We start from the raw sequence: 25541 nt of genomic DNA, 5'->3' as shown, positions 1-25541 counted from the left end.
AAGAGTTCCAGCCCAAACCTGTACAGCCCGAGGGCGATCAGCAGACTTGCCGCCAGCGGCCAGAGCGTTCGTAACGCTACGGCGCGCCCATCAGAGACCCGAGAACCCTTCTCTGAGCTGCCAATCGGAGCCATGCGAATCATAGGCCAACACAACCGTCGTAGACTGCCACGTGCTGTGTTACCCAGCGATCGAGATCGTAATGCTCCATGACCATCGCACGGCCAGCACGCCCATAAGCCACCCGCCTACTTCGATGAGCGGCCAACCGCTCCATAGTCTGCGCCAGTGCACCGACCTCGGGTGCCACGAGTTCTCCGGTCACACCACTCATGATTGCGTCACGCAGTCCCGGCACGTCGTATCCGATGACCGGTATTCCACATGCCGATGCCTCGATCGCGGCCATGCCGAGCCCCTCATACCTCGACGTCATGAGGAAGACATCCGCTGCCTGCAGAATGCGCACCACGTCGTCACGTTCGCCCAGAAACTGACAACGGTCAGCCACGCCGAGAACCTCCGCAAGACGCTTCTCGGCCTGGCAGTTCGGTCCGCCCCCTACGTGCAAGTAGCACAGACCCGGAAGTCTCTCGCGAAGAAGACTCACCGCGTGCAGCACATGGTCGTGCTGCTTCACGTCAGTACATGAGCCCACGCTCACAACCACAATCGACTCAGGCCCGATTCCCAACTCTCCCCGAATGCGAATCCGCGTCTCCGCGTGCACGGTAGGCACGAACCTGTTCGTGTCAACGGCATTCAGCACACGAACGCCAATCGTCCCAAAGCGTCTGACCTCATTGGCTTCCACGGAGGGGCTCACGAAGACGTGACACACGCCGAGAATCCTCCTGGCCACCCAGCGCCCAAGACTCCTGCGCATCCGCAACCAGCCCGAGAACTCGAAGGCGCTGTGAACGGAACGCACGACCCGTCTCACGCCCGCGATGCGAGCGGTGAACTCTACCCACAGTGCTGCACGTTCAGTGTGTACGTGTACGACATCGAAGTCGCCCGCACGGATCAGGCGGAGCAGACGCCAGAAGAAGCCGGGTGATTTCCTGAACGGCATGTCATGCAGTCGAACGCCCAGCGAATCGAAAGCATCCGCGAATCGCCCAAGTGTGTTGCCCGTTGAGAGCAGTTCAACCTCCACGCCCAGCACTCGAAACCGCTCAATGGCGTCACGCAGCATCGTCTCGGCGCCGGATCGCTCGATCGATCCAAGGATATGCAGTACTCTCACTCGCCCAGCACCTTCCGGTAAACCGCTAGGTAGCTCTCGACCACCGCCGACTCCGAGAAGCACTCATCAACTCTCTTGCGCCCAGCAACCGAAAGCCGCCGCCACTCATCATGGTCATCCAGAAGCCGCACAACAGCTGTGCTAATCGCGGACGGATCCCGTACGTCCACCAACACGCCTGCCTGCCCGTGATCCAGAACCCATGGAACAGCGCCAGCGCTGGCGCCACCAATCACTGGAATCCCCTGCGCCATCGACTCAACCAGCACGTTGCCGAACGACTCCTCAAGTGCAGGATGCACCATCACATCCGCGTCACGCATCGCATCGATAGTGGCACGGTGATCCATCTGTCCCAGACAGCGCACTCGATCCGCCAGTCCGAGTGCTGCAGCCTCGCGATGCGCCTCCTCACCTGGGCCTAGGCCATTGCCCACAAGTGTCAATTCACAGTCAGGCAATGAGACTAGCGCCCGCAACAGCGTTGCCACGTTCTTCCTACCGCCATACCCGTTGGCTACGCAGATGATGCGCCGGCCAGCAAGGGATGACCTCACTGGGCCAACTGCCGCAGCGGGGGATACCATGTTTGGCGTCAACGAGGCGTCTTTCCCATGTCCTGCCAGACGCTCCTGCATGTAAGGTGAGGCGCAACTCACGTGACGGGCAAGTCGGAGACACCTGCGGTCCATGAGCAACCGCACGAACCGGTACACGTTCGGACGCATCCTGAGAATCAAGGGTGACCAGTCCCTGACTGTCACTACCGCCCCAGGGCACTCGGACAACGCCCCCAGTGCGAACTCGTAGGACCAATGCGCGTTCACAACATCCGCCGGATCACGTCGGATGAATCTCGCTATTGCCTCACGCTCGCACCTGAAGAAGTCACCCGCACGGCTTCTGGCCCATGCCCTGTAGCCTCCAAAGTGCATCCTCACCGGGCCCACCTGTAGCATGATGTCTTCAACAACGTCGAAGGATAGCGAGTACACGACAACATCATGGCCCGCGCGTGCCAGAGCCGCAACGAGGGACGTTACAGCGGTGCCGCCCATTCCCTTAGGCAGTCCGCCGCAACTGACACCAAGCGTGTTCGCGATCTCCTCGGGCGATATCGGACCAGCGATGCCGATTCTCATCGGGTTGGGCCGATTCCCAGAGAACCCCGCTCGGCAAGCCACGGATTCTTCATGAGTGCCGGGTCATTCCCATCTCGGATGCCTGATGCAGTCTCCAGCATGAATCCCAGCACCTTGTCGCACGCAAACGCTCGCACCGCAAGCTTGCGCTGTCGACTACTAATGGTGCCTAGCTCGGAGGAAGGAGCATCAACAAGTCTCTCCACCACGCTCAGGGCCTGTCGGGTGTCTGTGAAGAACTGTCGCGGAGACAAACCAGCAAGGATCTCCCTCGCCCCCTCGAATGAGTTGTGGGCCAGGGGGATTCCGGAGGACAGCGCAATCGGTAGTCTGTTTGAGAACTGATATGGCCCAACCGAATGGTCAATCCCAACAGCCACCCGAGACTGCCTGTACAGCAGCGGAATCTCATCAAGGGAGCACGTCCCTTTGACTCCCTGCCCAGTCCAACCCTTACCATAGATTGCGAGTGTGTCCCCGAACCGTCGCTGCAACGCATTGACCAGCTTCGCCCGCTCGCGTGCTCCTGGGAAGGGCCGAAGATGCGCCTTCGTGTTGTTCCCAACAAAGACAACGTCATATACGTGCGGGCCGTCCGGTGACCATACAAAGGGGAAGCGTTCGGGGTTCACCCACGACGGTGTATAGGTAACGAAGGGTACGCCGGCCCGTCGCAGAGTCTGCGCTAGGTATCCACCCGAGAAAATATAGGCGGCTTCACAGCGGGTCGCAACGGGCAGTGCACGTCTCGGATATGGCGCGGTCCACCTGGTGAACGGGTCGCCCTCACGATATATCCAGAGTGCATCAGGACAAGCCTCGCGAAGGTGATCCACTTCGCGACTTGTGAACAGACAGCTTCCTGAGTGAAAGAAGGCGACCACATCGGGACGGAGGCGGGATATCACATCCACAAGCTCATGTGTAGCTCGTTCCGCTCCAAGCTCGGCCACACGAACCGGAGTTGAGTAGACGTGGTACTCCGAGACAACTGCCCGTGCTTGCAGCGCACCAAGAGCCCATGGAATGTCTGGATCTGCGCCCGGACGGCGCTCATTAGACAACGCTAGAACCCTCACTGAGTCACTCCATCCCAAGAAATCCTACAACACGAACTCATGCTCCCTTGAGCATCCAAGTCACACCAAAATCCTTGTTGGCGCCCACAACACTCGGCTCCCCAAGTACACCACACGCTTCTCAGTGCCGCCCCAGGCGACGATTGCTCGGTATAACTGATGCTCTCATCACTGACCTGCACCATTACCCTGAGTCCATCCAGTGAGACGGTCCAGGCGCGTAATGATCGAGCGCACTCGCAGCCATGGAGCGCCGGAGATCCGGCTTCTGATCTCAAGATACAATCTCCCGTGATCCACATGGAGCGCACTGAAGAACAGCACAAGCGCGCCCGTGAGGACCTGCATGATGAGCACGATTCCTGCGGGTAAGCTCATCGCGGCCCCGGCAAGTGACTCACCGTATAGCAGCACAGCGGCAAGCACTCCCCCGGCGAGCCCGGGCCCATACGCGCGCACCAATGATCTCGCGGACACCGGCAGTGCACCGCTGATCACGACCGTCTGGGCAACGAGCTGGGCTGCCTCCGAAACCGCGAAGGCTGCGGCGAATCCCACCAGACCGAAACGACCCAGCAGTAGTAGCGCAACGCCAAAGAGGGCCAGCTGGCTCAATCGCAACGTCAGCTTCTCTTTGAGCCGGGCCGTGGCTTCAAGCATGATGCCCCCGAAGTGCGACAACATGGCGGCCACGGAGGCGATGGCTACGACGCGCATGACGGGCACCGAAGCCCCCCACTGCGGACCCAGCAACACGGCCACGATCTCTCTTGCTGCCCCCGACATCCCAAGCCCCACCGGTAGGCCGATGCCCGCGAAGACAGTGATCACCGTGAGATAGGCTCTCGCAACTCGACCGGAATCATCCTGCGCGCGACTGAACGACGGCAGCAGGACCTTGGATAGGCTGGTACTCATGTACTGCATCGGGAGCCCAGTGAGGCTCAGTGCCCGCGTGTAGTAGCCCAGGTTCGCTGCGCCTGCGAAGCGACCAACAACCATCGTGTCGAGATTGGAGTTCACGAACTCCAGGAACGATATGAACGAAACGGTCGTGCCAAATCCGAGCAACTCCCTGTAGGGCTGCCATCTGCCCACTGGAACCAGGATCGGCCGAGCCACCAGATTGTAGAGCACACTCGCTACGGCTGTCTGGCACAACCCCGCGAACACCAGTGCCCAGACGCCGGCCCCAGTGGCTGCCATTACGAGTGCCCCTCCGTATCCGGCCACGTAAGCCGAGACCTCCACAACCGCGATCGCCTTGAATCGCATTGCGCGCCTGAGCAACGCGAACGAGGTGGTGGATGTTCCCGTGATCAGGAATGAAAGACTCATCCATCGAAGGACCGGGATCAGTTCCGCATTGCCGAAAGCCTGGGAAGCAAGCGGGGCAAGCGCCCATGCGAGTGTGGTGAAGAGCGCACCGATGATGACCGACGACCAGAATCCCGCTGACGCGTGGTCATCACCAAGTTCCGCGCGCTGGACGATCGCCTGACCCACACCCATCTGCGCGAAGTACTGCCCAAACCGCAACACAAGAGTCGCCATGGCGACGAGGCCGAACGCCTCAGGGGCCAGCAATCGCGCAAGAACCGCCGTGACGATGATCTGCAGACCAGCAGTGATGAAGGTGGAGAGATAGGTCCACTTGGCTGCGCTGATGGTCGTGCGTGTGAGACTACCGGGCATAGCGGTCCATCCCTGGCAGGACCCTCACCCGAGCAACCCCACTACGATTCCCCACCCCATAGCCTGGTCGAGGAAGTACACCACCAGCGCCGCCACGGCGAGCACCGCAAGCACGGCGAGCACCACGCCCACGATGCGGCCCAGGCTCTCGGCGATCTTGCGCCCCGGGCTCTTGGGCGGGATGTACACGCTGCTCGCGCCGCCCGTTGAGCGGTGCGCAGGCGCGCTCGCCTGGGGCTCCTCGGGGGTGTTGTAGTAGTCGGCGTAGGAGTAGTAGCCGCCGTAGGCGCCCTTGTAGCCGTACCCGTAGCCGCCGCGGCCGGGGAGCCCCTCGAGGCCCCACACCACAGCGCCGATCGTACGTCCGCCGGCGCTCGTGACCATCTCGCCCGCATGTCGCACGGCCTCACGGGTGGATGAGCCGCCCCTGGTCACCAGCAGCACGCCGTCGGCGTAACGCGCCGCGGCGGCGCCGTCGGCAACCGCGAGGAGCGGCGGCGTATCGATGATCACCCAGTCGGCAGACTCCTTGAACTGCTCCAGCAGGTCGCGCATCTTCTCGGAGCCCAGCAGTTCGCTCGGGTTGGGCGGGATCTTGCCGCTGGTGAGCACCAGGAGGTCCAGGTCGTCGATGGGGCGCTGCAGGGCGGCCTTGAGGCTGCGCTGCCCGGTGAGCACGTCGGAGAGCCCGATCTGGTTGCGCACGCCGAAGAACTGGTGCGTGGTGGGCTTGCGGAAGTCGCATGCGATCAGCACCACGCGCTTGCCCGCCTGCGCCAGGCCGGCCGCCAGGTTCGCGGCAACCGTGCTCTTGCCCTCGGCGGGCGCGGCGCTCGTGACGAGCAGCGTCTTGATGTCGTGCTGGAAGTTGATGAAATCGAGGTTGTTGCGGAGCGCGCGGTACGCCTCGGCCCCGGCGCCGCCGGGATGCGTGAGGATGCTCGCGCGCCTGCGCTCGTTCTTCTCGTACTTCTCGCCCGGGATCATCCCCAGCACGGGCACCCCGGTGAGCTTCTCGATCTCCTCGGAGCTCTTGATCGTATTGTCGAGGTACTCGTAGAGGAACGCCATGCCCAGACCGAACACCAGGCCCACCACGAGCCCCAGCGCACCGTTGCGCGCCGGTGTGGGCTCCACGGGCTCCGTGGTCACCACGGCCGGGCTCACCACGCGCCCGGAGCCGGTCTCCAGCTGCGCGTTGATGCGGAGCTCCTCGAGCTTGGCGGCGAGCGTGGTGTAGTTGCCGGTGGCGATGGAGAGCTCGGCTGCGAGGTCGTCGCTCTTGCCCTGCTCCTGGATCTCGCGACCCAGCTCCAGGATCTCGTCCTTGGCCACCTCGAGGCGCGTCTCCACCTCTTCGGCGGCCGACTGGATCGCCTCGCGCTTGTAGTCGCGGCTCCAGCTCACGAACTCGTCGGCCAGCGTGTTGGCGATCGCCGCGGCAACCTCCGGGTCGCCGTCGCGCGCGGTGATGGTGACGATGTTGGTCTGCCCCACCGCCGAGACCGTGACGCGCTTGCCCAGCGCATCGGGCGACACGCCCAGCTCGAGCTCGCGGATGGTGTTCTCCAGCAGCGGACGCACCTGCATCAGCTGCACCTGCGTCTGCAGCCCGCGCTCGGGCTGGCTGGAGAAGTCGAGCCCCAGGCTGCCGAAGATGTCGGCGCTGGAGCCCTTCTCGGAGATGAGGACCTTCGCCTCGCCCTCGTAGACGGCGGGCTGGAGCAGGCTCACGATCAGCGCCACGAGCGTGACCACGACCACGGCCTGGATGATGACCCACTTGCGGGCGACGATCACGTTCAGATAGTCGCGAAGATCAAGCTCTTCCACGCAGCTCCCTCAGCCTCGGCCGCCAACGTGCTCCATCTTACCGTGACAGGCCTCGGCCGCGCATCCTTCAGGGGAGATGCGCGGCCGAGAAACAGTGCACCCTCATGTGGAGGGATGTCCTCAGTTCCGTGAGAACGACGTGATGAACCAGTGCTTCACGCCGCCGATGTCCTTGCTGATGCAGGTGATCGTGCCCGCCGTGCGCGGCGCGGTGCCGCCCGAGAGCGAGATCTTGATCGAGGCGGTGCCCGAGCCGGCCGACACACCGTCGACGCTCAAGGTGGTGTAGCCGCCGGAGACGATCGCCTTGGGGATGTCCTGGTTGTTCTGCTGCGCCGTCATGATCGCGGAGAGCACGCCGCTGTCGCCGGTGACGCTGGGGGTCACGGCGCTCCCGCCGTCGCGCGTGATCGACGAGAAGTACCACGTGCCGCCGTAGTCGCGGAGCACCATGGTGCCGGAGACGTCGGGGCCGCTCTTGTAGTCAGCGGTCACGCGGACGCTGGCGGTGGAGCCGCTCTTGGACACGCTGCCCAGCGAGAACGACGCGATCTTGCCGGCCACCAGGTTGCCGATCTGCTCCTGGCTGGCGACCTGCTCGGCGTACATGCGGTTCTGCTGGTCGAGCGTGGGCGCTGTGGCAGCGGGAGGCGCCGCGGCATCGCCGCTGCTCGACGGGAGCACCGCGCCGTCGTCGCCATCGGTCTCAGTCTCGCCGGCGGTCTCGGTGGGCTCCTCCGAGGGCTCCTCGGCGGGCTGCTCGGCAGGCTCTTCCGCGGGTTCCTCGGCAGGCTGCTCCGCGGGCTGCTCCGCAGGCTCCTCGGTATCCGACGTGCCGGCGATGAGATCCCCCACCATGTCGATGCCGCCCGTGAGCGCGAACGCGCCAGCCGCGGCTGCAACGAGCACAAGCGCCACGAGGGCACCGATCATGCGAGTCTTGCTCTTTGCAACGTCGTCTTTGGCTGGCTTCTGCTCTGCCATTCGGACTGCCCCTTACTCAGTGATAGGCATAGGGAGACGCCACGCCCCCACTATGCAGCGATACTAACATATCGGCAGGTTCGCATTGTTTCATGAGTATGACCTTCTGACAACCTGCAAATGGGACCGGATCGCACCGCTCCCCTATCGCAGCACGTCGTGAAGGTCGTTGAGAGCCTCGGGCGACAGGTTGGTGGCGATCGCGCCCGTATCGGATGCCGACACCAGCCCGCCCGGCCACTCGGCAAGCAGCGTGGCGAGCATGTCCGCGAGCTCGGCGTCGAGCTCCGCCCGCTGCGGCGCGCTCAGGTACGGCGCGCCCTTGAAGACCGCGCCGAGCTCGTCGGCCGTGAGGGTGGTGACGCCGGGCGTGAACGTGTAGAGGTCCTCGCCGTCGAAGACCGCCATCTCGGCCGGGAGCGCGACCTGCACGCCGCCCGCCTCGGCCACCGCGCTGCGGAGCGACGCGGCGTCGACCGCCACGTACGCGGGCGTGGGACCGCCCGTGATGCGCGCCAGCGCCTCGGCCACGCCGGCGCCGCCGCCGAAGGGATACGCGTCGGCCAGCGTGCCGTACGTGGTGCCGGGAAGCGTCACCTCGGTGGCGGGGCTCACGGGCTCCACCGCGCCCTCACGGACATCGGCGAGCGCCACGATCTGCGCGACCACGTCACCGTTCTCATCGGGGGCAGCGGCCACGAGCGCAACCTCGGCAAGGTCGTCTGCGCCCACCGTGCCGCTCTCGAACACGCCCAGGTACCAGGCCGCGGCCGCGCCGAGCGCGATCACCGCCGCCGTTGCCACGGCCGTGCGCATCACGCGCGCGCGCTGCGCCGACGCCGAAGTGCGCTGTGCCACTACTCGGTCACCCCCAGGTAGATGAGCACGCCGCGGGCGATGCCGTCGGCGAGCGTGTCTTGGTAGGCAGGGTCGTTCAGCATCCTATCCTCTGTGGGGTTGCTGAGGAAGCCCGTCTCCACCAGCACGGAGGGCACTGTGGCGTGGTTGAAGCCCGCGATATCGGCCCGGCCGATGATGGAGCGGTCGTTGGCGCTGGTGGCGCGAATGGTCTCGCGGTGCACGAGCGCGGCGGCCCGGAGGCTTCGCTCGGCGATGGGTGCCACCCAGTCGTTGCCGGCCGGGTAGAGGGTGGAGACGCCGTTGACGCTGGCGTTGGTGGAGCCGTCAGCGTGGAGGCGTACGAAGAGATCGGCGCGGGCCTCGTTGGCCAGCTGCGCGCGGGCGGCGTTCGAGATGTCGACGCTTCCGGTGGTGCGGGTCATCACCACGGCCACGCCCGCGGCTTCGAGGCGCTGCTTCACCTTGAGCGCGATGGCGAGCACGATCTCGTGCTCGGGCGTGCCGGTGCGGACGCCTGTGGCGCCACCGGTGACCTTGTCTTTGGTCTCGCTCGCGCCCGGGCCGATGGGCTCGGGGTCGCTGTTGGCGACGGCCTGGTGACCGGGGTCGAGACAGACCACGGGGCCGCCCGCCTGACGGGCGGCGCTGGCGGCGGTGGCATCGGGATCGGCCCACACGAGCTCCACCACGGTGCCGGGATCCACACGGACGCCCGCCTCGGGATGCTGCGCGAGCACGGTGCCGGTTGCCGACTCGCCGGGCGGCGTACCCACACGCGTGAGGCCGAGGCCGGCGGCCTTCACCAGGATGGCGGCCTCGTCGATGGGCAGGCCGGTGAGCGTGGGGATCTCAACAGGAACGGCGCTCGCGGCGCCGGCGGTGGCGGTTGTGGGCGCACCCTCGGCTGCGGCTGCGGCGGCGGTGGCCTCGGCGGAAGCGAATGCCTCGAACGCGGCCACATCGGCGGCGTTGTCCTCGGCGAAGCGCTCCTCGGCGCTCGACGCACCGGCGCCCGCGAACGCGAGCAGCGCTACGACGCCCAGGACCGCCGCGCATACCGCGACGACCCCGGCGATGAGGTACGTGCGCTTGCGCCGGTCGCGCACGTGCTGTCGCCGTTCGGCCCTGCTGCGTTTGCCCATACCCCGCGCGTTTCCTAACGTGAGCGTGCATCAGCGTGCATGCGCCGGGCCGCGGACCGTATCGGCCGCTGCGGCGCACGCGCGCGTCACAGTATAGCGGAGCGAGAGGGCGCGAGGCGGTGACGGATGACCGGAATGCGCACGTTTGCGAACCCAGGGGGCGAGCCTCTTCTCCGCGATGTCGTACGTTTGCGAACACTGACCTCGGGTCCCTGATCAGCGATGTCGCACGTTTGCGAACAGGGATGTTCGCAAACGTGCGACATCGCCAGCAGGGACATCCCGGCGGGGGCCTCACACCTGCGGACTCATGCGGAGGGGGCGGCGACAGCGGATAGGCACCGACGGTGGAGGGGACGCCAACAGCAGGAGCCCCCGCGCGTGCGCAGGGCCCGCGCGTGCGCAGGGGCTCCTCGAGATGCGACATGGTGGGCCCGGTAGGATTCGAACCTACAACCAAGGGATTATGAGTCCCCTGCTCCACCATTGAGCTACGGGCCCGGGCGGCCATCGAGCGCATCGGCCACCAGCGCGCCCATGATACCAGCATCGTGCACGCGCGCCGAGTATCGCGCACACGCCGAGCGCATCTGCGTGGCGCAGTGCTCCACGAAGAACGTGACCGCGTGGCGAGCGAGGCCTCAAGGTTGCGGACGCTTCCGCCTATCCCTATAATCGGCAATCGCGCCACAGGCGCCGATACTCCTCGGTAGCTCAATCGGCAGAGCATCCGGCTGTTAACCGGAGGGTTGTAGGTTCGAGTCCTACCCGAGGAGCCAACGCGACCACGAAGGCCCCGCAGATGCGGGGCCTTCTTGCGTGCCCTGCAAGGTGACGACCTCGAGTCCGCTTGCACGTCGGAGGCCGGCGTCCTCACAACACGAAGAGGCCCGCGTCTGCGGACCTCTTCGGGTGTTCCATGTGTTGCGCTCCCCTACTCGAGGTAGTCCTTGAGCCGGCCGCTCCGCGAGGGGTGCCGCAGCTTGCAGAGCGTCTTGGACTCGATCTGGCGGATGCGCTCGCGTGTGACGCCGAACTCGCGCCCGACCTCTTCAAGCGTGCGCGGGTGGCCGTCTTCGAGCCCGAAGCGCAGTTCGATCACCTTGCGCTCGCGCTCCGAGAGCGAATCGAGCACCTTGGCCAACTGCTCCTGCAGCATCGAGAAGCTCGCGGCGTCCGGCGGGACCACGGCCTCGCCGTCCTCGATGAAGTCGCCGAGCTGCGAATCCTCCTCCTCGCCGATCGGCGTCTCGAGGGACACCGGCTCCTGGGAGATCTTGAGGATCTCGCGCACGCGCTCGGCGGTCATCTCCATCTTCTCCCCGATCTCCTCGGGGGTGGGCTCGCGCCCCAGCTCCTGCAGCAGCTGACGCTGGATGCGTATGAGCTTGTTGATGGTCTCCACCATGTGCACCGGGATGCGGATCGTGCGCGCCTGGTCGGCGATCGCGCGGGTGATGGCCTGACGGATCCACCACGTGGCGTACGTGGAGAACTTGAACCCCTTGGAGTAGTCGAACTTCTCCACAGCACGGATCAGGCCGAGGTTGCCCTCCTGGATGAGGTCCAGGAACAGCATGCCACGCCCCACGTACCGCTTGGCGATCGACACCACGAGCCGCAGGTTGGCCTCCACGAGCTGCTTCTTGGCCTCCACGCCGATGCGCTCGATGCGCTCGAGACGACGCTTCTCCTGCCGCTCCAGCGTGACGCCCTGCTCGGCTGCCTCCTCGAGCTTGGCCACCGCCTCGAGTCCGGCCTCGATCTTCATCGCGAGGTCGACCTCCTGGCGCGCCGTGAGCAGCGGCACCTTCCCGATCTCCTTGAGGTACATGCGTACCGGGTCGCTCGTGAGCGGCGCGGACGCAACGCTGTCGGCCTTCTTGCGTGGCTTGCGCTTGGCAGCCGCCTTCGGCGCAGGCTTCTCGATAGCCTTGACTGCGGCCACCTCCTCGTTCTCGTCGTCACCGTCGTCATCGGAGCTGGTGTCGTCGGCATCATCCGGCACGTCGCCGATGTCGTCGGGCACGTGCTCCTCGGCGATGTCGATCCCGCTCTTCTGGAAGAACGAGTAGATGTTCTCGAACTGGTCTTCCGAGAGGTCGATGTCGGAGAGCGCTCCCTGGATCTCCTCGTCGGTGAGGTTGCCCTTGGCCTTGCCCATCTTGGCCAGGGTCTTCACCGCCGAGAGCTCGAGCTCGGGCGCGGTCTTGGCCGACGTGGCCGCCGACTTCTTGGCGGGCGCCTTCTTCGCCGCCGGCTTCTTTGCGGGCGACTTCTTGGCAGGAGCCTCCTCGGCGGGCTCGGCCTTCGCTGCCGGCTTCTTGGCGGGTGCCTTCTTGGCCGGCGCGGCCGACGCCCTCTTGGCGGGCGCCTTCTTGGCGGCCGGCTTCTCTTCCGCGGGCGCGGGAGCGACCTCCCCGGCGGGCTCGCGTACGGGTTCTTGTGCGGTCTTCTTGGATGCAGCCGTCACGTGCTTTACTCCGCCTCCACCTCTGTTCCGGCGCGCGGACGGACCCGGATCGCGGCCCGCTCGCGCTGCAGTTCGGCGATCTCGCCGAACAAACGATCGTACGACTCCGCGTCACCCGCGGGGTCCAATGCCTGGAGTTCGCCCTTCTTCTTAGAGATTAGACGCCCGAGCGCGAACTCCTTGACGCGGGCGGCCACTTCCCGAAACGCGTATTCTACTTGTTCGTCTTCCGACGCGTCCACCAACCACCCGGCGAGCACGCCGGCGGCCTCGCGGTCGGTCTCGGCCACACGCGTATAAAGATCGTCGCCCACCGCATCATCCGCCGAGGTGACGATCTCGAGTAGCGCGCGTGCTTTCTCCCCGCCCACGGCACCTTCTGCAAGCAAAAGCCGTGCCTCGCCACGGAGCGACGGGGCGATCGCCGCCAGCCGCACCAGCTCACGCTCGGTCTTCTCCTCGGCGCTCAGACGGCGCTCCGGCGCCGCCGCCTCCGCCTGTGTGGACGCCTCCGCCGATGGCTGCCGGCGCTTCGCGGGTATCGCGCGCTCCACGGTGGCGTACTCGGTGCCGAGCCGCCCGGCGATGTACATCACGTAGTCCTGGGCGAGCAGCGACCCGCGAACCGGCGCCAGCACGGCCGCTGCGGCCCCGAGCGCCGCGCTGCGCCCCTCGGGGCTCGCCAGATCGTGCTCCTCCAGCCGCCTGTCGATGGTGAAGCGCAGCAGCGGCTGAGCGCCGTCGATCACCTTCGACATCGCCTCGGCGCCCTCCGTGGTCACGAGGTCCGCAGGGTCCTTGCCGCCAGGGATGATGGCCACGTCCAGGTCGACACGCGAACTCCCCGCCTCCGGCGTGATGCCCCAATCCAGGAACTCGGCGGCCCTGAGCGCCGCCCGCTGACCGGCCTCGTCGCCGTCGAACAGGTACACCACCCGCGTCCCGAACCTGCCGAGGAGCTTCACGTGGCGCTCGGTGAGCGCCGTGCCCAGCGTGGCCACGGCCGTGCGAATCCCGGCCTCGTGGAGCGCGATCACGTCGGTGTACCCCTCCACCACCACGGCGGTGCCGGAGGACACGATCTCGTTGCGTGAACGGTCGAGCGCGTACAGGTTGGCCGACTTGTGGAACACCGGCGTCTCCTGGGAGTTCAGGTACTTGGGCTCCCCCGACCCCACCACCCGCCCGCCGAACGCGATCGTGCGGCCGTGGAGGTCGTTGATGGGGAACATGATGCGGTTGAAGAACCGGTCCTTGAGCGACGCGCCGTCGGCGAGCGCCAGGTTGGCTTCCACGAGCTCGTCGCGCGTGAACCCCGCGTCGATCATGTGACGCACCAGGGAGTCACGTCCGTGCGGCGCGTAGCCGAGCGACCACCGCTTGGCCACATCCGACCCGAACCCGCGCCGGGCGAGGTAGTCGCGGGCCTGTCCGGCCCCCGAGGCGGTGCCCGCCACGAGTTGCCGATGGAAGTACGCGGCGGCCTCGGTGCACGCGGCGATCAGCCGCTCCTTGTGCCCCGTGGGCACGCCGGACCCGCCGGTCTCCACGATCTCGATGTGCGCGCGCTCGGCCAGCCGCCGTACGGCATCCGGGAACTCGAGGTGCTCGGCCTCCATCACGTAGCCGAAGGCGTCGCCGCCCCGGTTGCACCCGAAGCAGTGCCACAACTGCGTGGACGGATCGATCTTGAAGCTCGGGGTCTTCTCGCCGTGGAAGGGGCAGTTGCCCCAGAAGAGCCGGCCCTTCTTCTTCAGGACGACGGTCTCCGAGACGAGTGACACGAGGTCGGTGGCATCACGGACGCGCGCGACATCCTCATCGGCGATACGTCCCATGACACCTCCGATCCAGCGGTCCGGTCACAGATAGATACCCGAAAGCGGGCGCCCCGCCCGGGGTGATGCCGCATTGCCTTCGATCACGGCGCATACGCGGCCGCCGTAACGACGTGCTCCCGGGCACCGTCATCGGCACCCGGGAGCAACGACTTGAGCGTTCCTTGCGCCTAGCCGCCGTGCACCGCGATGAAGAGCGGCACGAACACCAGCGATACGACGGTCATCAGCTTGATGAGGATGTTCATGGACGGACCGCTGGTGTCCTTGAACGGATCGCCCACGGTGTCGCCCACGACCGCGGCCTTGTGAGCCTCGGAGCCCTTGCCACCGTGCTGGCCACCCTCGATGTACTTCTTGGCGTTATCCCACGCGCCACCCGCGTTGGCCATGAACACGGCGAGCAGGAACCCGGTCACGAGCGCGCCGGCGAGCAGGCCCGCGAGCATGTCCACCCGGATGACACCGACCACGATCGGTGCGGCCACAGCGATGGCGCCCGGTACGACCATCTCCTTGAGCGCTGCCTTCGTCGAGATGTCCACGCACGCGGCATAGTCGGGCTTGCCGGTGCCCTCCATGATGCCGGGGATCTCCTTGAACTGGCGGCGCACCTCGCCGATCATCGAGAACGCCGCGCGTCCGACGGCGCCCATGGTGAGCGCGCCGAACAGGAACGGCAGCATGCCGCCGACGAACAGGCCCACGATCACATACGGGTTCTCAAGGCTCATGTCGATCGCCACACCACCGGCCACGAGCGACGTGCGGAACGCCACGAACAGGGCCAGGGCGGTGAGACCCGCCGAGCCGATCGCGAAGCCCTTGGCGATCGCCGCGGTGGTGTTGCCCACGCTGTCGAGCGAGTCGGTGATCGTGCGGATATCCTTGCCCATGTGCGCCATCTCGGCGATACCGCCGGCGTTGTCGGCCACAGGACCGTAGGCGTCCACGCCCACCGTGATCGCCGTGATCGAGAGCATGCCGAGCGCGGCGAGGCCGATGCCGTAGATGCCGCCACCATCGTAGGCCGCATCACCTGCGAGGAACGCCACGATGATGCCAGCGCCCACCACGAGGATCGGCAGCGCCGTGGACATCATGCCGGTGCCGAGGCCCGCGATGATGTTCGTGGCCGCACCGGTCTCGGAAGCCTCGGCGATCTTCTTCACCGGGCTGTAGTGGTCGGAGCAGAAGTACTCGGTGATCTTGCCGATCGCGATGCCTGCGATCAGACCGGCCAGCACCGCCGCGAAGAACCACAGGCGCGCGGGGTCGGAGCCCACGCGGGTGGACCAGTGCCAGAACAGAAGCCCCATCGCCACGACCTGCAAAGATGCGGCGACGTACGTGCCCATGTTCAGCGCGCCATGGAGGTTGCCGCCCTCCTTGGCCCGGACAGCGAACAGGCCGAAGATCGACATGATGATGCCGATGGCTGCGATGAGCAGCGGCGCCGTGACGCCGTACATGAAGTCGATCGAATCGAACCCGGCGCCGGCGATGCCCCACAGGGACACGGCAAGCACCACTGGAGCCAGGATGGAGCCCACGAAGCTCTCGAAGAGGTCGGCGCCCATTCCGGCCACGTCGCCCACGTTGTCGCCCACGTTGTCGGCGATGACCGCCGGGTTGCGCGGGTCGTCCTCGGGGATGCCCGCCTCGACCTTGCCGACGAGGTCTGCGCCCACGTCGGCCGCCTTCGTGTAGATGCCGCCGCCCACACGGGCGAACAGCGCGATGGAGCTGGCGCCCATGGCGAAGCCGTTCACGACCTCGGGCTGCGGGCTATCGCCGTTGATGATGAGGAAGATGATCCACAGGCTCAGCCCGCCGAGACCGAACGACGCGACCGTCAGGCCCATCGTGAGGCCGGAGCGGAACGCCACCGTGAGCGCCTTGTGAACGCCGTCGGTTGCGGCCTGTGCGGTACGTGAGTTCGCCCGGGTGGCGATGTGCATGCCGAAGTAGCCCGCGCCTGCGGAGAGCAGCGCGCCAGAAAGGAATGCCACCGCCGTCAGCCAGGGCATCGCCGGTACCACGACGATGATCAGCGCAACCACGAGCGCGAAGACGATCAGCACCCGGTACTCACGGACAAGGAACGCGAGCGCGCCCTCTTGCGTGGCCTTCGATATCTCCTGCATCCGCTCGTTGCCCGGATCCTGTTTGAGTACCCAGTTAGCCAGGTAGAGCGCCACCCCGAAACCGATGACGGCCGCTACCGGAGCGAACCAAGCGATCCACTGCTCCATGGACGTGCGTCTCCCTTCATGGCGAATACGTAAGCAGCCCAGGGAGCCCCTCGTGACCCCCTCGGCGCTCTGGCGATGATAGCCGAACGAGTGTGGTGCGGCAACAGGACGGTAACGCCGCTTACACGCGCCACCGGTTGGGGATCATGAGCTTCTCGTACGTGCGGATGGCGAAGCGGTCGGTCATGCCCGAGACGTAGTCGGTCACCGCACGCGCGAGGTCGGCCGGATCCTCCGGACGATCGTCGATCGGCAGGTCGTCCGGCTCGGCCATGTAGTGCTCGAAGAGCGTCTTGACCACGTTGTAGGCCTTGGGCTCCTCGGCCTTCGCGTTGGGCGAGAGGTACACGTTGTCGAAGAGGAACGACCGCAGGTCCATCATCGCCTTGTAGATGTCGTCGGCCATCGTGACCGTCTCCGAGACGGCCGTGGTCTCCACCAGGCTCGTGACCATCGTGGATATGCGCTCGTTGATGGTGCCGCCGAGCACGTCGACCGGCCCGCGCGGCAGATCCTCAGCGGTGAGCACGCCGCCGCGTATCGCGTCGTCGATGTCGTGGTTCACGTACGCCACGCGGTCGCAGATGGCCACCACCTGCCCCTCCAGCGTGGATGCGCGCTTGCGACCCGTGTGACAGCGGATGCCGTCGCGCACCTCCCACGTGAGGTTGAGGCCCTTGCCCTCGTACTCCAGCGACTCCACGATCCGCAGGCTCTGCACGTTGTGGTGGAACGGATACGGCGCAGAGGGGTACTTGCGCTTGGCGGTCTTCAGCGCGTCGTTGAGCGCCGACTCGCCGATGTGTCCGAACGGCGTGTGGCCCAGGTCATGGCCGAGGGCGATCGCCTCGGTGAGGTCCTCGTTGAGCCGCAGCGCCCGGGCCACCGACCGCGCGATCTGCGACACCTCGAGCGTGTGCGTGAGCCGCGTGCGGTAGTGGTCGCCCTCGGGCGCGAGGAACACCTGCGTCTTGTGCGACAGCCGGCGGAACGCCTTGCAGTGGATGATGCGGTCGCGGTCGCGCTGGTAGTCGGTCCGGTACGGGTCGCGCCCGGTGGACCTCTCCCGGCCTCTGGATGCCGACGAGAGCGCGGCGCGCGGCGAGAGCCGCTCGGCCTCGGCGGCCTCGTACGCCTCTCGCGTCATCACCTGCGTGTCCACCATCGCCTCCCCAACGGGTGCGAAAGAGGGCGCCGGTGCGGGCCGGCGCCCTCGTCGCGAGGTCCTAGCGGTTGTCCGAGCCCTGGGCGGTCTCGGCGAGCGCCGCCTGCGCCGCCGCGAGCCGCGCCAGCGGCACCCGGTACGGCGAGCAGCTCACGTAATCGAGGCCGATGCCGTAGAAGGTGTGCACGCTCTCGGGGTCGCCGCCATGCTCGCCACAGACGCCGAGCTTGATCTTGGGATTGGTGGAACGGCCCCGCTCGCAACCCATCGACACGAGCTTGGCCACGCCGTCGTCGATCGTCTCGAAGGGGTTGCGCGGCAGCACCTTGCGCTCCAGGTACTTGGGCAGGAACTTGCTTTCGATGTCGTCACGGCTGAAGCCGAATGCGGTCTGGGTGAGGTCGTTCGTGCCGAAGCTGAAGAAGTCGGCTACCTCGGCGATCTCATCGGCGCACACCGCGGCGCGCGGCAGCTCGATCATCGTCCCCACCGGGATGATGATGTCCACCTCGCACTCCTGCGACACCCGGACGATGACCGTCTCGATCTCTTCGCGGAGCGTTGCGAGCTCGGCCTTCACGCTCACCAGCGGCACCATGATCTCGGGACGCGGGTCCTTGCCCTGCTTCTTCAGCTCGCAGGCCGCGCGCGTGATGGCCTCCACCTGCAGTGCGTAGAGCTCGGGATACGTGATGCCCAGCCGGCACCCGCGCAGCCCGAGCATCGGGTTGGCCTCGGACATGGCGTCGATCTGCGCGAGGAGCTTGCGCCTGGGCGCCAGCTGCTCCGCGGACGCGCCACCGCACTCGGCACGCACGATCTCCACCTCGAGGTCGCGCGGCGAATCCAGGAACTCGTGGAGCGGCGGGTCGAGCAGGCGCACCGTGACGGGCAGCCCGTCCATCGCCGAGAAGATGCCGAGGAAGTCCTCGGTCTGCACCTCGAGCAGCTTGTCGAGCGCCCGCTGCCGCACCTCGGCCGACTCGCCCAGGATGAAGTCCTGGATGATGTCCTTACGCTCGCCGAGGAACATGTGCTCGGTGCGGCACAGCCCGATGCCGGCCGCGCCGAATGTGCGGCCGAGAGCGGCGTCATCAGGTGTGTCGGCGTTGGCGCGCACACCTGTGGTGCGGAACTCGTCGGACCACGCCAGGATGGTGTCCATGTCGCCCGAGACGTCGGGCTGCACGAGCGCCACCTCACCGAGCACCACGATGCCGCTCGTGCCGTCGATCGAGATGATGTCGCCCTCCTTGAGCACGACGCCCTTGCCGCTCACCGTGGCCTGCTTGGCCTTCATGTCGATCTTGAGCGCCTCGGCGCCACAGACCGCCGGCTTGCCCATCCCGCGGGCGATGACCGCCGCGTGCGACGTCTTGCCGCCGTGGCTGGTGAGGATGCCCTGGGCGGCCACCATGCCGTGCAGGTCGTCGGGGTTGGTCTCCCACCGGAGCAGGATCACCTTGCGGCCCTCGGCCGCCGCCGCCTCCGCGTCATCGGCGCTGAAGACGACCTCGCCCACCGCCGCGCCGGGGCTCGCGTTCAGACCCTTGGCCAGCACGTCGTAGGTGGCCGTGGTGTCGAACTGCGGATGCATGAGCTGGTCGAGATGCGCGGGGTTGATGCGCATCACGGCCTCTTCGCGCGTGATGAGGCCTTCGTCCACCATGTCCACCGCGATCTTGAGCGCCGCGCGGGCGGTACGCTTGCCGATACGGGTCTGCAGCATCCAGAGCTTGCCTTCCTGGATGGTGAACTCGATGTCGCACATGTCGCGGTAGGCCTGCTCGAGCACCTCGAACACGCGATAGAGCTCTTTGCCGGCCTCGGGAAGCACGTCGGGCAGCTCGGAGATCGGCCGCGTCTTGCGGATGCCGGCCACCACGTCCTCGCCCTGCGCGTTGGTGAGGAAGTCGCCGTAGTACTCCCTGGTGCCATCCGCGGCGTTGCGGGTGAAGCCCACGCCGGTGCCGGAGGTCTCGCCCATGTTGCCGAAGACCATCGCCTGCACGTTCACCGCCGTGCCGAGGTCGTCGTCGATCTTCTCCATGCGGCGGTAGTCGCGCGCACGTCGGTTGTTCCAGCTGCGGAAGACCGCCTCGATCGCCAGGTGCAGCTGCTGCGAGACGTCCTGGGGGAAGACGACCGCGCCGTCCACGGCGAGCTGCGGGAACTCCTCGGCCGGCACATGCTCGGCCACGAGGCGCTTGAAGTCGGCCACAAGCTCCTTCATGTCGTCGGCGGTGAGCTCGGTGTCGTTCTCCACGCCGCGGTCCTGCTTCATCTTCACGATGGCGTTCTCAAAAAGGTCGCCGTCGGCGTCGAGCACCACCTTGCTGAACATCTGGATGAAGCGGCGGTAGCTGTCCCACGCGAAGCGCTCGTTGCCGCTCTTGGCGATGAGCGCCTGCACCGACTTCTCGTTCAGGCCGAGGTTGAGGACCGTGTCCATCATGCCGGGCATCGAGAACGCGGCGCCGGAGCGCACCGACACGAGGAGCGGGTCGCTGTCGTCGCCGAGCTTCTTGCCCATCTTCTCCTCGAGGACCGCCACGTTGGCGGAGATCTCCTCGGCAAGACCCTCGGGGAACGCCGGCGGTTCGGCGTTGTAGTACTCCATGCACGTCTGGCAGGTGATCGTGAAGCCCGGCGGGACCGGCAGCCCCATGTTGGCCATCTCCGCCAGGTTGGCGCCCTTGCCACCGAGCACGAACTTCATGTCCTTGCCGCCCTCGGTCTGACCGCCGCCGAATGCGTAGATGCGCTTCGTGTCAGCCAACTCGCTCCCTCGCTTTCCTTGGATCCCCCGACGAACGTGCAGACAATAATACCGTACAGGATGGCTGCCCGGACCCGGAAACCGGGTCAGGCCGACTCCCGGCGCGGACGCTATGCCGGGCGGTTCAGTCCTTGACTTCCATCACCGCGCCGACGTGCCGCAGGATCTCCTGCGCCGACTCCTCAACCGCGCGGTTCTCGGTGTGCACCACCAGACACCCGAGACGCCGCATCAGCTTGCGCGCCTCGGCAAGCTCGGCCTCCACCGCCTCGCGTTCCGCGTACCCGTGGACATACGTACCCAGCTCCCGCATCCGCTCCCGGCGGATCGTGAGCAGAGTGTCCGCGCTCGTGACAAGACCGAAGACCTTGCGCGGATCGAGGTCGAACAGCTCCCGCGGCGGATCCACGCCGGGCGCGAGCGGCACGTTGGCCACGCGCCACCCCTTGAACGCCAGGTACATCGAGATCGGCGTCTTGGAGGTGCGCGAGACGCCCACGATCACGATGTCGGCCTGCGCGAGCTCCTCGGGATTGCGTCCGTCGTCGTGCTTGACCGCGAACTCCATCGCCTCGATCCGGTCGAAGTACCCCTCGTCGGTGCGGCGGATACGGCCCACCTCGCCGCTCGGCGCAGAACCCACGACCTCCGAGAGCAGCTTCACCGCGGGGCCGAGCAGGTCCACGCCGATCACGCCGTTGGCCACAAGGCGCTCCATCTCCGCGCGGAGATTCCGGTCCACGAGCGTGTAGAAGAAGATGCAGTCGCGCCCGCAGTGTTCCTTCACGATCTGGCGCAGGTCCTCGGCGCTGGAGATCTTGGGCAGCCGCTCGATGCGGAACGCGTTGGGCGTGAACTGCGAGACGGCCGCGAGCGCGACCGTCTCCCCCGTCTCGCCGAGCGAGTCGGATACCACGTGGATGGTGTACGGGCGCTCCGCCACCGGCTATCCCGTGAGCTTGCCGAAGTCGGCGAAGTCGGCGAACAGGCCCCCGAGGCGGTTCAGGATCGCGAGCCGGTTCGTGCGCAGCCGCTCGTCCTCGTCCATCACGAGCACCGTCTCGAAGAAGTCGTCCACCGGACCGCGAAGCTCCGCCAGCGCCGCGAGCGCGGCGTCGTAGTCGCGCTCCACGGTCATGAGCCGTCCCACATCGCGATACGCGAGGTCGAGCGCATCGGCGAGCGCGTCCTCCTGCGGCCCCATGAGCTCGCGCGCCGGTTCGTCTCCGGCCGCGGGGTCGGCAAGGTTCGCGGCGCGCCGGAACGCGACCGACAGGTCGGCGCCGGCCTCGGTGGTGCGGAACGCGGCCAGGGCCGAGATCCGGCGCAACGTGTCGGCCGGATCGGCCGAGGCCACGGCCATCACGGCGTCCACCTCGTCATACGCGAAACCGCGGTCCTTGAGCATCACGGCGAGCCGGCCGTCGAAGAACGACTTCACGGTCGCCCCGGTCTCGTTGGGGTCGAGGTCCGGCAGCACATCGACGTAGCCCGCGAGCGCGGCCGCGATGCCCCGGTCCAGATCGAAGCGTACGCCGCCGTCCACCATCATCGTGAGCACGCCGATGGCCGAGCGGCGCAACGCGTACGGATCCGCCGAGCCGGTGGGACCCTGGCCGATCGCGAAGATGCCCACGATCGTGTCGAGCTTGTCGGCGATCGACACCAGCATGCCCGCGAGCGACCGCGGCAGCGCGTCGCCGGCGAACCGGGGACGGTAGTGGTCCACGATGGCCTCGGCCACACCCTCGGCCTCTCCGGCGGCGAGCGCGTAGCGCATGCCCATCACGCCCTGCAGCGACGTGAACTCCACCACCGCGTGGGTGACGAGGTCGGCCTTGGCGAGGTGCGCCGCGCGCACCGCATACGCCGCCTCGTCGGCGGGTGCGTCCACGGCCTCGGCCAGCGCCCGCGTGAGCGCCTCCACGCGGGCCGCCTTGGCGCCGAGCGAACCCAGCTTCTCGTGGAAGACGATCGTCTCCAGCCGCTGCACGTATTCCTCGAGCGGGTGAGCGAGATCCTCGTCCACGAAGAAGGCCGCGTCGGCCAGACGCGCCCTGATCACGCGCTCGTGGCCCGCCACGATCGTGCCGGTCCGCGCCGGGTCGCCGTTGTGCACCACGATGAAGCGGTCGAGCAGCTCGCCGTCGGGTCCTTCCACCGGGAAGTACCGCTGGTGGCTCTCCATCGCCTCCTCGACGATCTCGCGGGGAACGGCGAGGAACCGCTCGTCGAACCGGCCGATACCCACGGTGGGGAACTCCACGAGGTTCACGACCTCGGCGAAGGTCTTCTCGGGCACCACCGCCGTGGCGCCGAGCGACGCGGCGGCCTCGTCGATCTGCCTGCGCACCGTCTCGGCGCGTTCCGCGGGGTCGGCGAGCACGTGACCCCGGCACATCGCGTCCAGATACTCGCCAGCCGCCCCGATCTCCATCGGGCCGGAAAGGAACCGGTGACCGGAGGTGGTGCGACCGGCCTCGAGACCGGCGAACCGTACCGGCAGCACCTCGTCGTCGAGCAACGCCACCAGCCAGCGTACGGGGCGGATGAAGCGTGTCGTCCCGCTTCCCCACCGCATCGACTTGGCCCAGTCGAGGTCGCCCGCGAGCGCTTCCAGCACGCCCGGGAGCACCTCGGCGGCGTCACGGCCCTGCTCCTCCACGCGCGCGAACACGTACTGCCCGCCGTCGATCTCACCCTGCTCGAGCGCGTCAACGGCAACGCCCCTGCTGCGCGCGAAGCCCTCCGCGGCCTTCGTGGGGTTCCCCTCGGCGTCGAACGCCGCCTTGACGGCGGGACCCTTCACCGTGAGTGACAGGTCGTCCTGCCGCCCGGCCAACCCGGTGACAACGAGCGCGAGACGCCTCGGCGAACCGTACGCTTCGATCGTGTCATAGCCGAGACGGGCGTCTCCGAGCGCCTTGGCGGCGCGCTCCTTGAGTTGCGAGACCGCGTCGTACAGCGGCGCCGAGGGCACCTCCTCCACGCCGATCTCGAAGAGCAGTGTGCGGCTCATTCGGCATCACCGCCTTCGGCCTGCGAAGCGGCGTGCGGGAGGTACGGGACGTCGCGACGGCCGACCTCCGGAGACGCCACGTACGCCTCGGCGGCGCCTCGGGCGAGCGTGCGGATACGCCCGATGAAGCTCACGCGCTCGGTGACCGCGATCGCCCCGCGCGCGTCGAGCAAGTTGAAGTAGTGCGAGCACTTGAGCGCCTGCTCGTAGGCGGGAAGCACGGCTCCCGCGGCGAGCAAACGTGCACTCTCGGCCTCGTGCATGTCGAACAGACCCCGCAGCATGGCGGTGTCGGCGAGCTCGAAGTTGTAGCGCGACTGCTCGCGCTCGTTGCGCAGGAACACGTCGCCGTAGGTGAAACCGGGCGCCCACACCAGGTCGTACACGGAGTCGACGCCCTGGATGTACATCGCGAGGCGCTCCACACCATAGGTGATCTCAGCGGGAACCGGATCGCACTCGATGCCGCCCACCTGCTGGAAGTACGTGAACTGCGTGACCTCCATGCCGTTGAGCCACACTTCCCAGCCAAGGCCCCACGCGCCGAGGGTGGGCGACTCCCAGTCGTCCTCCACAAGACGCATGTCGTGCTGCTCCGGCTCGATGCCGATCGCGCGCAAAGAGTCGAAATACAGGTCGAGCACGTCGTCGGGCGATGGCTTGAGGATCACCTGGTACTGGTAGTAGTGCTGCAAACGGTTCGGGTTCTCGCCGTACCGGCCGTCGGTGGGACGCCTGCTCGGCTGCACGTAGCCGCAGCGCCAGGCGTCGGGTCCGAGCGAGCGCAACGTCGTGGCCGGGTGGAACGTCCCGGCCCCCACCTCCATGTCGTGCGGCTGAAGCAGCACGCACCCCTGCTCGGCCCAGTACCGCTGGAGGGCTAGGATCATCTCCTGGAAGTCGAGTGCCATTCACTCCCCGCTTCGTCGTCTGTCGGCGCCGCGGAACGGCGCTCCGGAACGTGGCAGACAGTGTACACCAGGCGCGCGCCGGGGCGTGTCATCCCACGCTGCTAGACTGTCTCTGGCGGCCTATACGGCTGCAGGCGAGGGGGATGGTGGGGGCATGAAACGCGTCGCAGTGGTCGACATCGGCTCCAACGCGGTGCGTGGGACCGTGGCGGAGGTGTTAGGCTCCACCGCCATGCGCGTGATAGCCGATGAACGCATCCGGACCCGGCTTGCGTCAGGATTGCTCGCCACCGGTCGCCTTGCCGAGGACCGCATCGCCGCCTCGCTCGACGCCGTCGGTCACATGGTCGCGCTCGCGTCCGCCCACGGAGCCACCGCCGTGCGCGCCGTCGCCACCGCAGCGGTGCGTTCGGCCGACAACGGCGCGGAGTTCATCGAGCGCGTCGAACGCGAGACAGGGGTGGCTGTGGAGGTGATCGACGGCCGGCGCGAAGCCGAGCTCGCGCTGGCGAGCGCGGCCGCCAACTTCGACCTGTCCGGCCGCGTCTGCGTGGCCGACATCGGCGGCGGCTCGCTCGAGGTCGTCCTCGCCAGCGACGGATCGGCGGAGACCATCGTCTCGCTCCCCCTTGGGGCCGTCACGGTCACCGCGCGGTTCGGATCCTTCGCCGATCCCCCCGCATCGCACGAGATCGCCCAGACCCGCAGCGCGATTCGGAGGGAGCTGGAGGACGCGCTCGGGCCGTCGCCCCGCCCCGCCCGGCTGGCGGTCTGCAGCGGCGGGACGATCACCTCCCTCGTGGGGGCCGCCGCGGCGCGCACGGGAGCCTCCCCGCTCGACGTCCATGGCGTCACGGTCCCTCTCGGCGAGATCGAGACTGTGGCCGCGGAGGTGGCGGCGCTCCCCATCGAGGAGCGGGGTTCGATCCCGGGGATACCGCCCTACCGCGCCGAGACCGTCCTCGCGGGGTCGCTCGTGATGATGGAGCTCTTCGACCTGCTGGGAACGCGCACCATCGCCGCGAACCGGCGCGGTATCCGGGAAGGCCTGCTGCTCGAGATGGCGGGCCTCTCCACGCCCGGCGACCCCGCCTGAACCGGATGCGTCGTCGTAGC

The 25541-nt window shown here is 67.1% G+C and carries 17 protein-coding genes and 2 tRNA genes; 2 read left to right on the top strand and 17 right to left on the bottom strand.

Features of this window, described 5'->3' with window-relative positions; all coding sequences use genetic code 11:
• Nucleotides 1-139: 139 nt before the first annotated feature.
• From MSB02_RS00950 to MSB02_RS00910, 9 genes are all read right to left on the bottom strand, one after another.
• Complete coding sequence (locus MSB02_RS00950; RefSeq protein ID WP_267193342.1) at nucleotides 140-1249, bottom strand: glycosyltransferase; 1110 nt, start codon at nucleotides 1247-1249, stop codon at nucleotides 140-142.
• Nucleotides 1246-2391, bottom strand: a complete 1146-nt coding sequence (locus MSB02_RS00945) for a glycosyltransferase family 4 protein (RefSeq protein WP_267193341.1) — start codon at nucleotides 2389-2391, stop codon at nucleotides 1246-1248. The genes MSB02_RS00950 and MSB02_RS00945 overlap by 4 nt, the downstream gene beginning before the upstream one ends.
• Nucleotides 2388-3470, bottom strand: a complete 1083-nt coding sequence (locus tag MSB02_RS00940; RefSeq protein ID WP_267193340.1) for a glycosyltransferase family protein — start codon at nucleotides 3468-3470, stop codon at nucleotides 2388-2390. The genes MSB02_RS00945 and MSB02_RS00940 overlap by 4 nt, the downstream gene beginning before the upstream one ends.
• 168 nt (nucleotides 3471-3638) lie before the next feature.
• Complete coding sequence (locus MSB02_RS00935) at nucleotides 3639-5165, bottom strand: lipopolysaccharide biosynthesis protein (protein ID WP_267193339.1); 1527 nt, start codon at nucleotides 5163-5165, stop codon at nucleotides 3639-3641.
• Between the two features lie 24 nt (nucleotides 5166-5189).
• A complete protein-coding gene (locus MSB02_RS00930) occupies nucleotides 5190-6998 on the bottom strand; it encodes a polysaccharide biosynthesis tyrosine autokinase (RefSeq protein WP_267193338.1) in 1809 nt (602 codons plus the stop codon).
• Between the two features lie 120 nt (nucleotides 6999-7118).
• Nucleotides 7119-7982 (bottom strand): hypothetical protein, encoded by an 864-nt coding sequence (locus MSB02_RS00925; protein ID WP_267193337.1) that lies wholly within the window; start codon nucleotides 7980-7982, stop codon nucleotides 7119-7121.
• A gap of 144 nt (nucleotides 7983-8126) precedes the next feature.
• Nucleotides 8127-8840, bottom strand: a complete 714-nt coding sequence (locus tag MSB02_RS00920; protein ID WP_267193336.1) for an LCP family glycopolymer transferase — start codon at nucleotides 8838-8840, stop codon at nucleotides 8127-8129.
• Complete coding sequence (locus tag MSB02_RS00915; protein WP_267193335.1) at nucleotides 8840-9985, bottom strand: N-acetylmuramoyl-L-alanine amidase; 1146 nt, start codon at nucleotides 9983-9985, stop codon at nucleotides 8840-8842. The genes MSB02_RS00920 and MSB02_RS00915 overlap by 1 nt, the downstream gene beginning before the upstream one ends.
• A 426-nt stretch (nucleotides 9986-10411) precedes the next feature.
• A tRNA-Ile gene (locus MSB02_RS00910) sits at nucleotides 10412-10486 on the bottom strand.
• Nucleotides 10487-10688: 202 nt separating this feature from the next.
• On the opposite strand from MSB02_RS00910, the gene MSB02_RS00905 reads away from it, so the two are divergent.
• Nucleotides 10689-10764 (top strand) — tRNA-Asn (locus MSB02_RS00905).
• 155 nt (nucleotides 10765-10919) lie between these two features.
• On the opposite strand, the gene MSB02_RS00900 is transcribed toward MSB02_RS00905, so the two are convergent.
• The 8 genes from MSB02_RS00900 to MSB02_RS00865 form a co-directional block, all read right to left on the bottom strand.
• Nucleotides 10920-12458 (bottom strand): RNA polymerase sigma factor, encoded by a 1539-nt coding sequence (locus MSB02_RS00900; RefSeq protein ID WP_267193334.1) that lies wholly within the window; start codon nucleotides 12456-12458, stop codon nucleotides 10920-10922.
• 5 nt (nucleotides 12459-12463) lie between these two features.
• Entirely contained in the window at nucleotides 12464-14296 is a 1833-nt protein-coding gene (dnaG, locus tag MSB02_RS00895; RefSeq protein WP_267193333.1) for a DNA primase, read from the bottom strand.
• A 170-nt stretch (nucleotides 14297-14466) separates the two neighbouring features.
• A complete protein-coding gene (locus MSB02_RS00890) occupies nucleotides 14467-16551 on the bottom strand; it encodes a sodium-translocating pyrophosphatase (RefSeq protein WP_267193332.1) in 2085 nt (694 codons plus the stop codon).
• Nucleotides 16552-16672: 121 nt separating this feature from the next.
• Entirely contained in the window at nucleotides 16673-17701 is a 1029-nt protein-coding gene (locus MSB02_RS00885; RefSeq protein WP_407653144.1) for a deoxyguanosinetriphosphate triphosphohydrolase, read from the bottom strand.
• Nucleotides 17702-17777: 76 nt separating this feature from the next.
• Entirely contained in the window at nucleotides 17778-20495 is a 2718-nt protein-coding gene (gene ppdK, locus MSB02_RS00880; protein ID WP_267193330.1) for a pyruvate, phosphate dikinase, read from the bottom strand.
• A gap of 124 nt (nucleotides 20496-20619) precedes the next feature.
• Entirely contained in the window at nucleotides 20620-21438 is an 819-nt protein-coding gene (locus tag MSB02_RS00875; RefSeq protein ID WP_267193329.1) for a pyruvate, water dikinase regulatory protein, read from the bottom strand.
• Nucleotides 21439-21441: 3 nt separating this feature from the next.
• A complete protein-coding gene (glyS, locus tag MSB02_RS00870) occupies nucleotides 21442-23514 on the bottom strand; it encodes a glycine--tRNA ligase subunit beta (RefSeq protein WP_267193328.1) in 2073 nt (690 codons plus the stop codon).
• Complete coding sequence (locus MSB02_RS00865; RefSeq protein WP_267193327.1) at nucleotides 23511-24425, bottom strand: glycine--tRNA ligase subunit alpha; 915 nt, start codon at nucleotides 24423-24425, stop codon at nucleotides 23511-23513. Before MSB02_RS00865 ends, glyS begins: the two co-directional genes overlap by 4 nt.
• Nucleotides 24426-24579: 154 nt before the next feature.
• Here MSB02_RS00865 and MSB02_RS00860 point away from each other — a divergent pair, with 154 nt between their 5' ends.
• Nucleotides 24580-25521 carry a Ppx/GppA phosphatase family protein gene (locus tag MSB02_RS00860; protein ID WP_267193326.1) on the top strand — a complete coding sequence of 314 codons (942 nt, stop codon included), beginning with the start codon at nucleotides 24580-24582 and terminating at the stop codon, nucleotides 25519-25521.
• Nucleotides 25522-25541: the final 20 nt, after the last annotated feature.

Origin of the sequence: Anaerosoma tenue, assembly GCF_023161965.1 — a bacterium.
GTDB classification, from domain to species: Bacteria; Actinomycetota; Coriobacteriia; order Anaerosomatales; family Anaerosomataceae; genus Anaerosoma; species Anaerosoma tenue.
Note: the sequence above shows the minus strand (reverse complement) of the source record. Positions and strands in the feature narration are given on the sequence as shown.

Coding starts and splice junctions, on each gene's coding strand:
- MSB02_RS00945 (WP_267193341.1), bottom strand. CDS start 2,391: ATGAGAATCGGCATCGCTGGTCCGATATCGCCCGAGGAGATCGCGAAC.
- MSB02_RS00935 (WP_267193339.1), bottom strand. CDS start 5,165: ATGCCCGGTAGTCTCACACGCACGACCATCAGCGCAGCCAAGTGGACC.
- MSB02_RS00925 (WP_267193337.1), bottom strand. CDS start 7,982: ATGGCAGAGCAGAAGCCAGCCAAAGACGACGTTGCAAAGAGCAAGACT.
- MSB02_RS00915 (WP_267193335.1), bottom strand. CDS start 9,985: ATGGGCAAACGCAGCAGGGCCGAACGGCGACAGCACGTGCGCGACCGG.
- dnaG (WP_267193333.1), bottom strand. CDS start 14,296: ATGGGACGTATCGCCGATGAGGATGTCGCGCGCGTCCGTGATGCCACC.
- MSB02_RS00890 (WP_267193332.1), bottom strand. CDS start 16,551: ATGGAGCAGTGGATCGCTTGGTTCGCTCCGGTAGCGGCCGTCATCGGT.
- glyS (WP_267193328.1), bottom strand. CDS start 23,514: ATGAGCCGCACACTGCTCTTCGAGATCGGCGTGGAGGAGGTGCCCTCG.
- MSB02_RS00865 (WP_267193327.1), bottom strand. CDS start 24,425: ATGGCACTCGACTTCCAGGAGATGATCCTAGCCCTCCAGCGGTACTGG.
- MSB02_RS00860 (WP_267193326.1), top strand. CDS start 24,580: ATGAAACGCGTCGCAGTGGTCGACATCGGCTCCAACGCGGTGCGTGGG.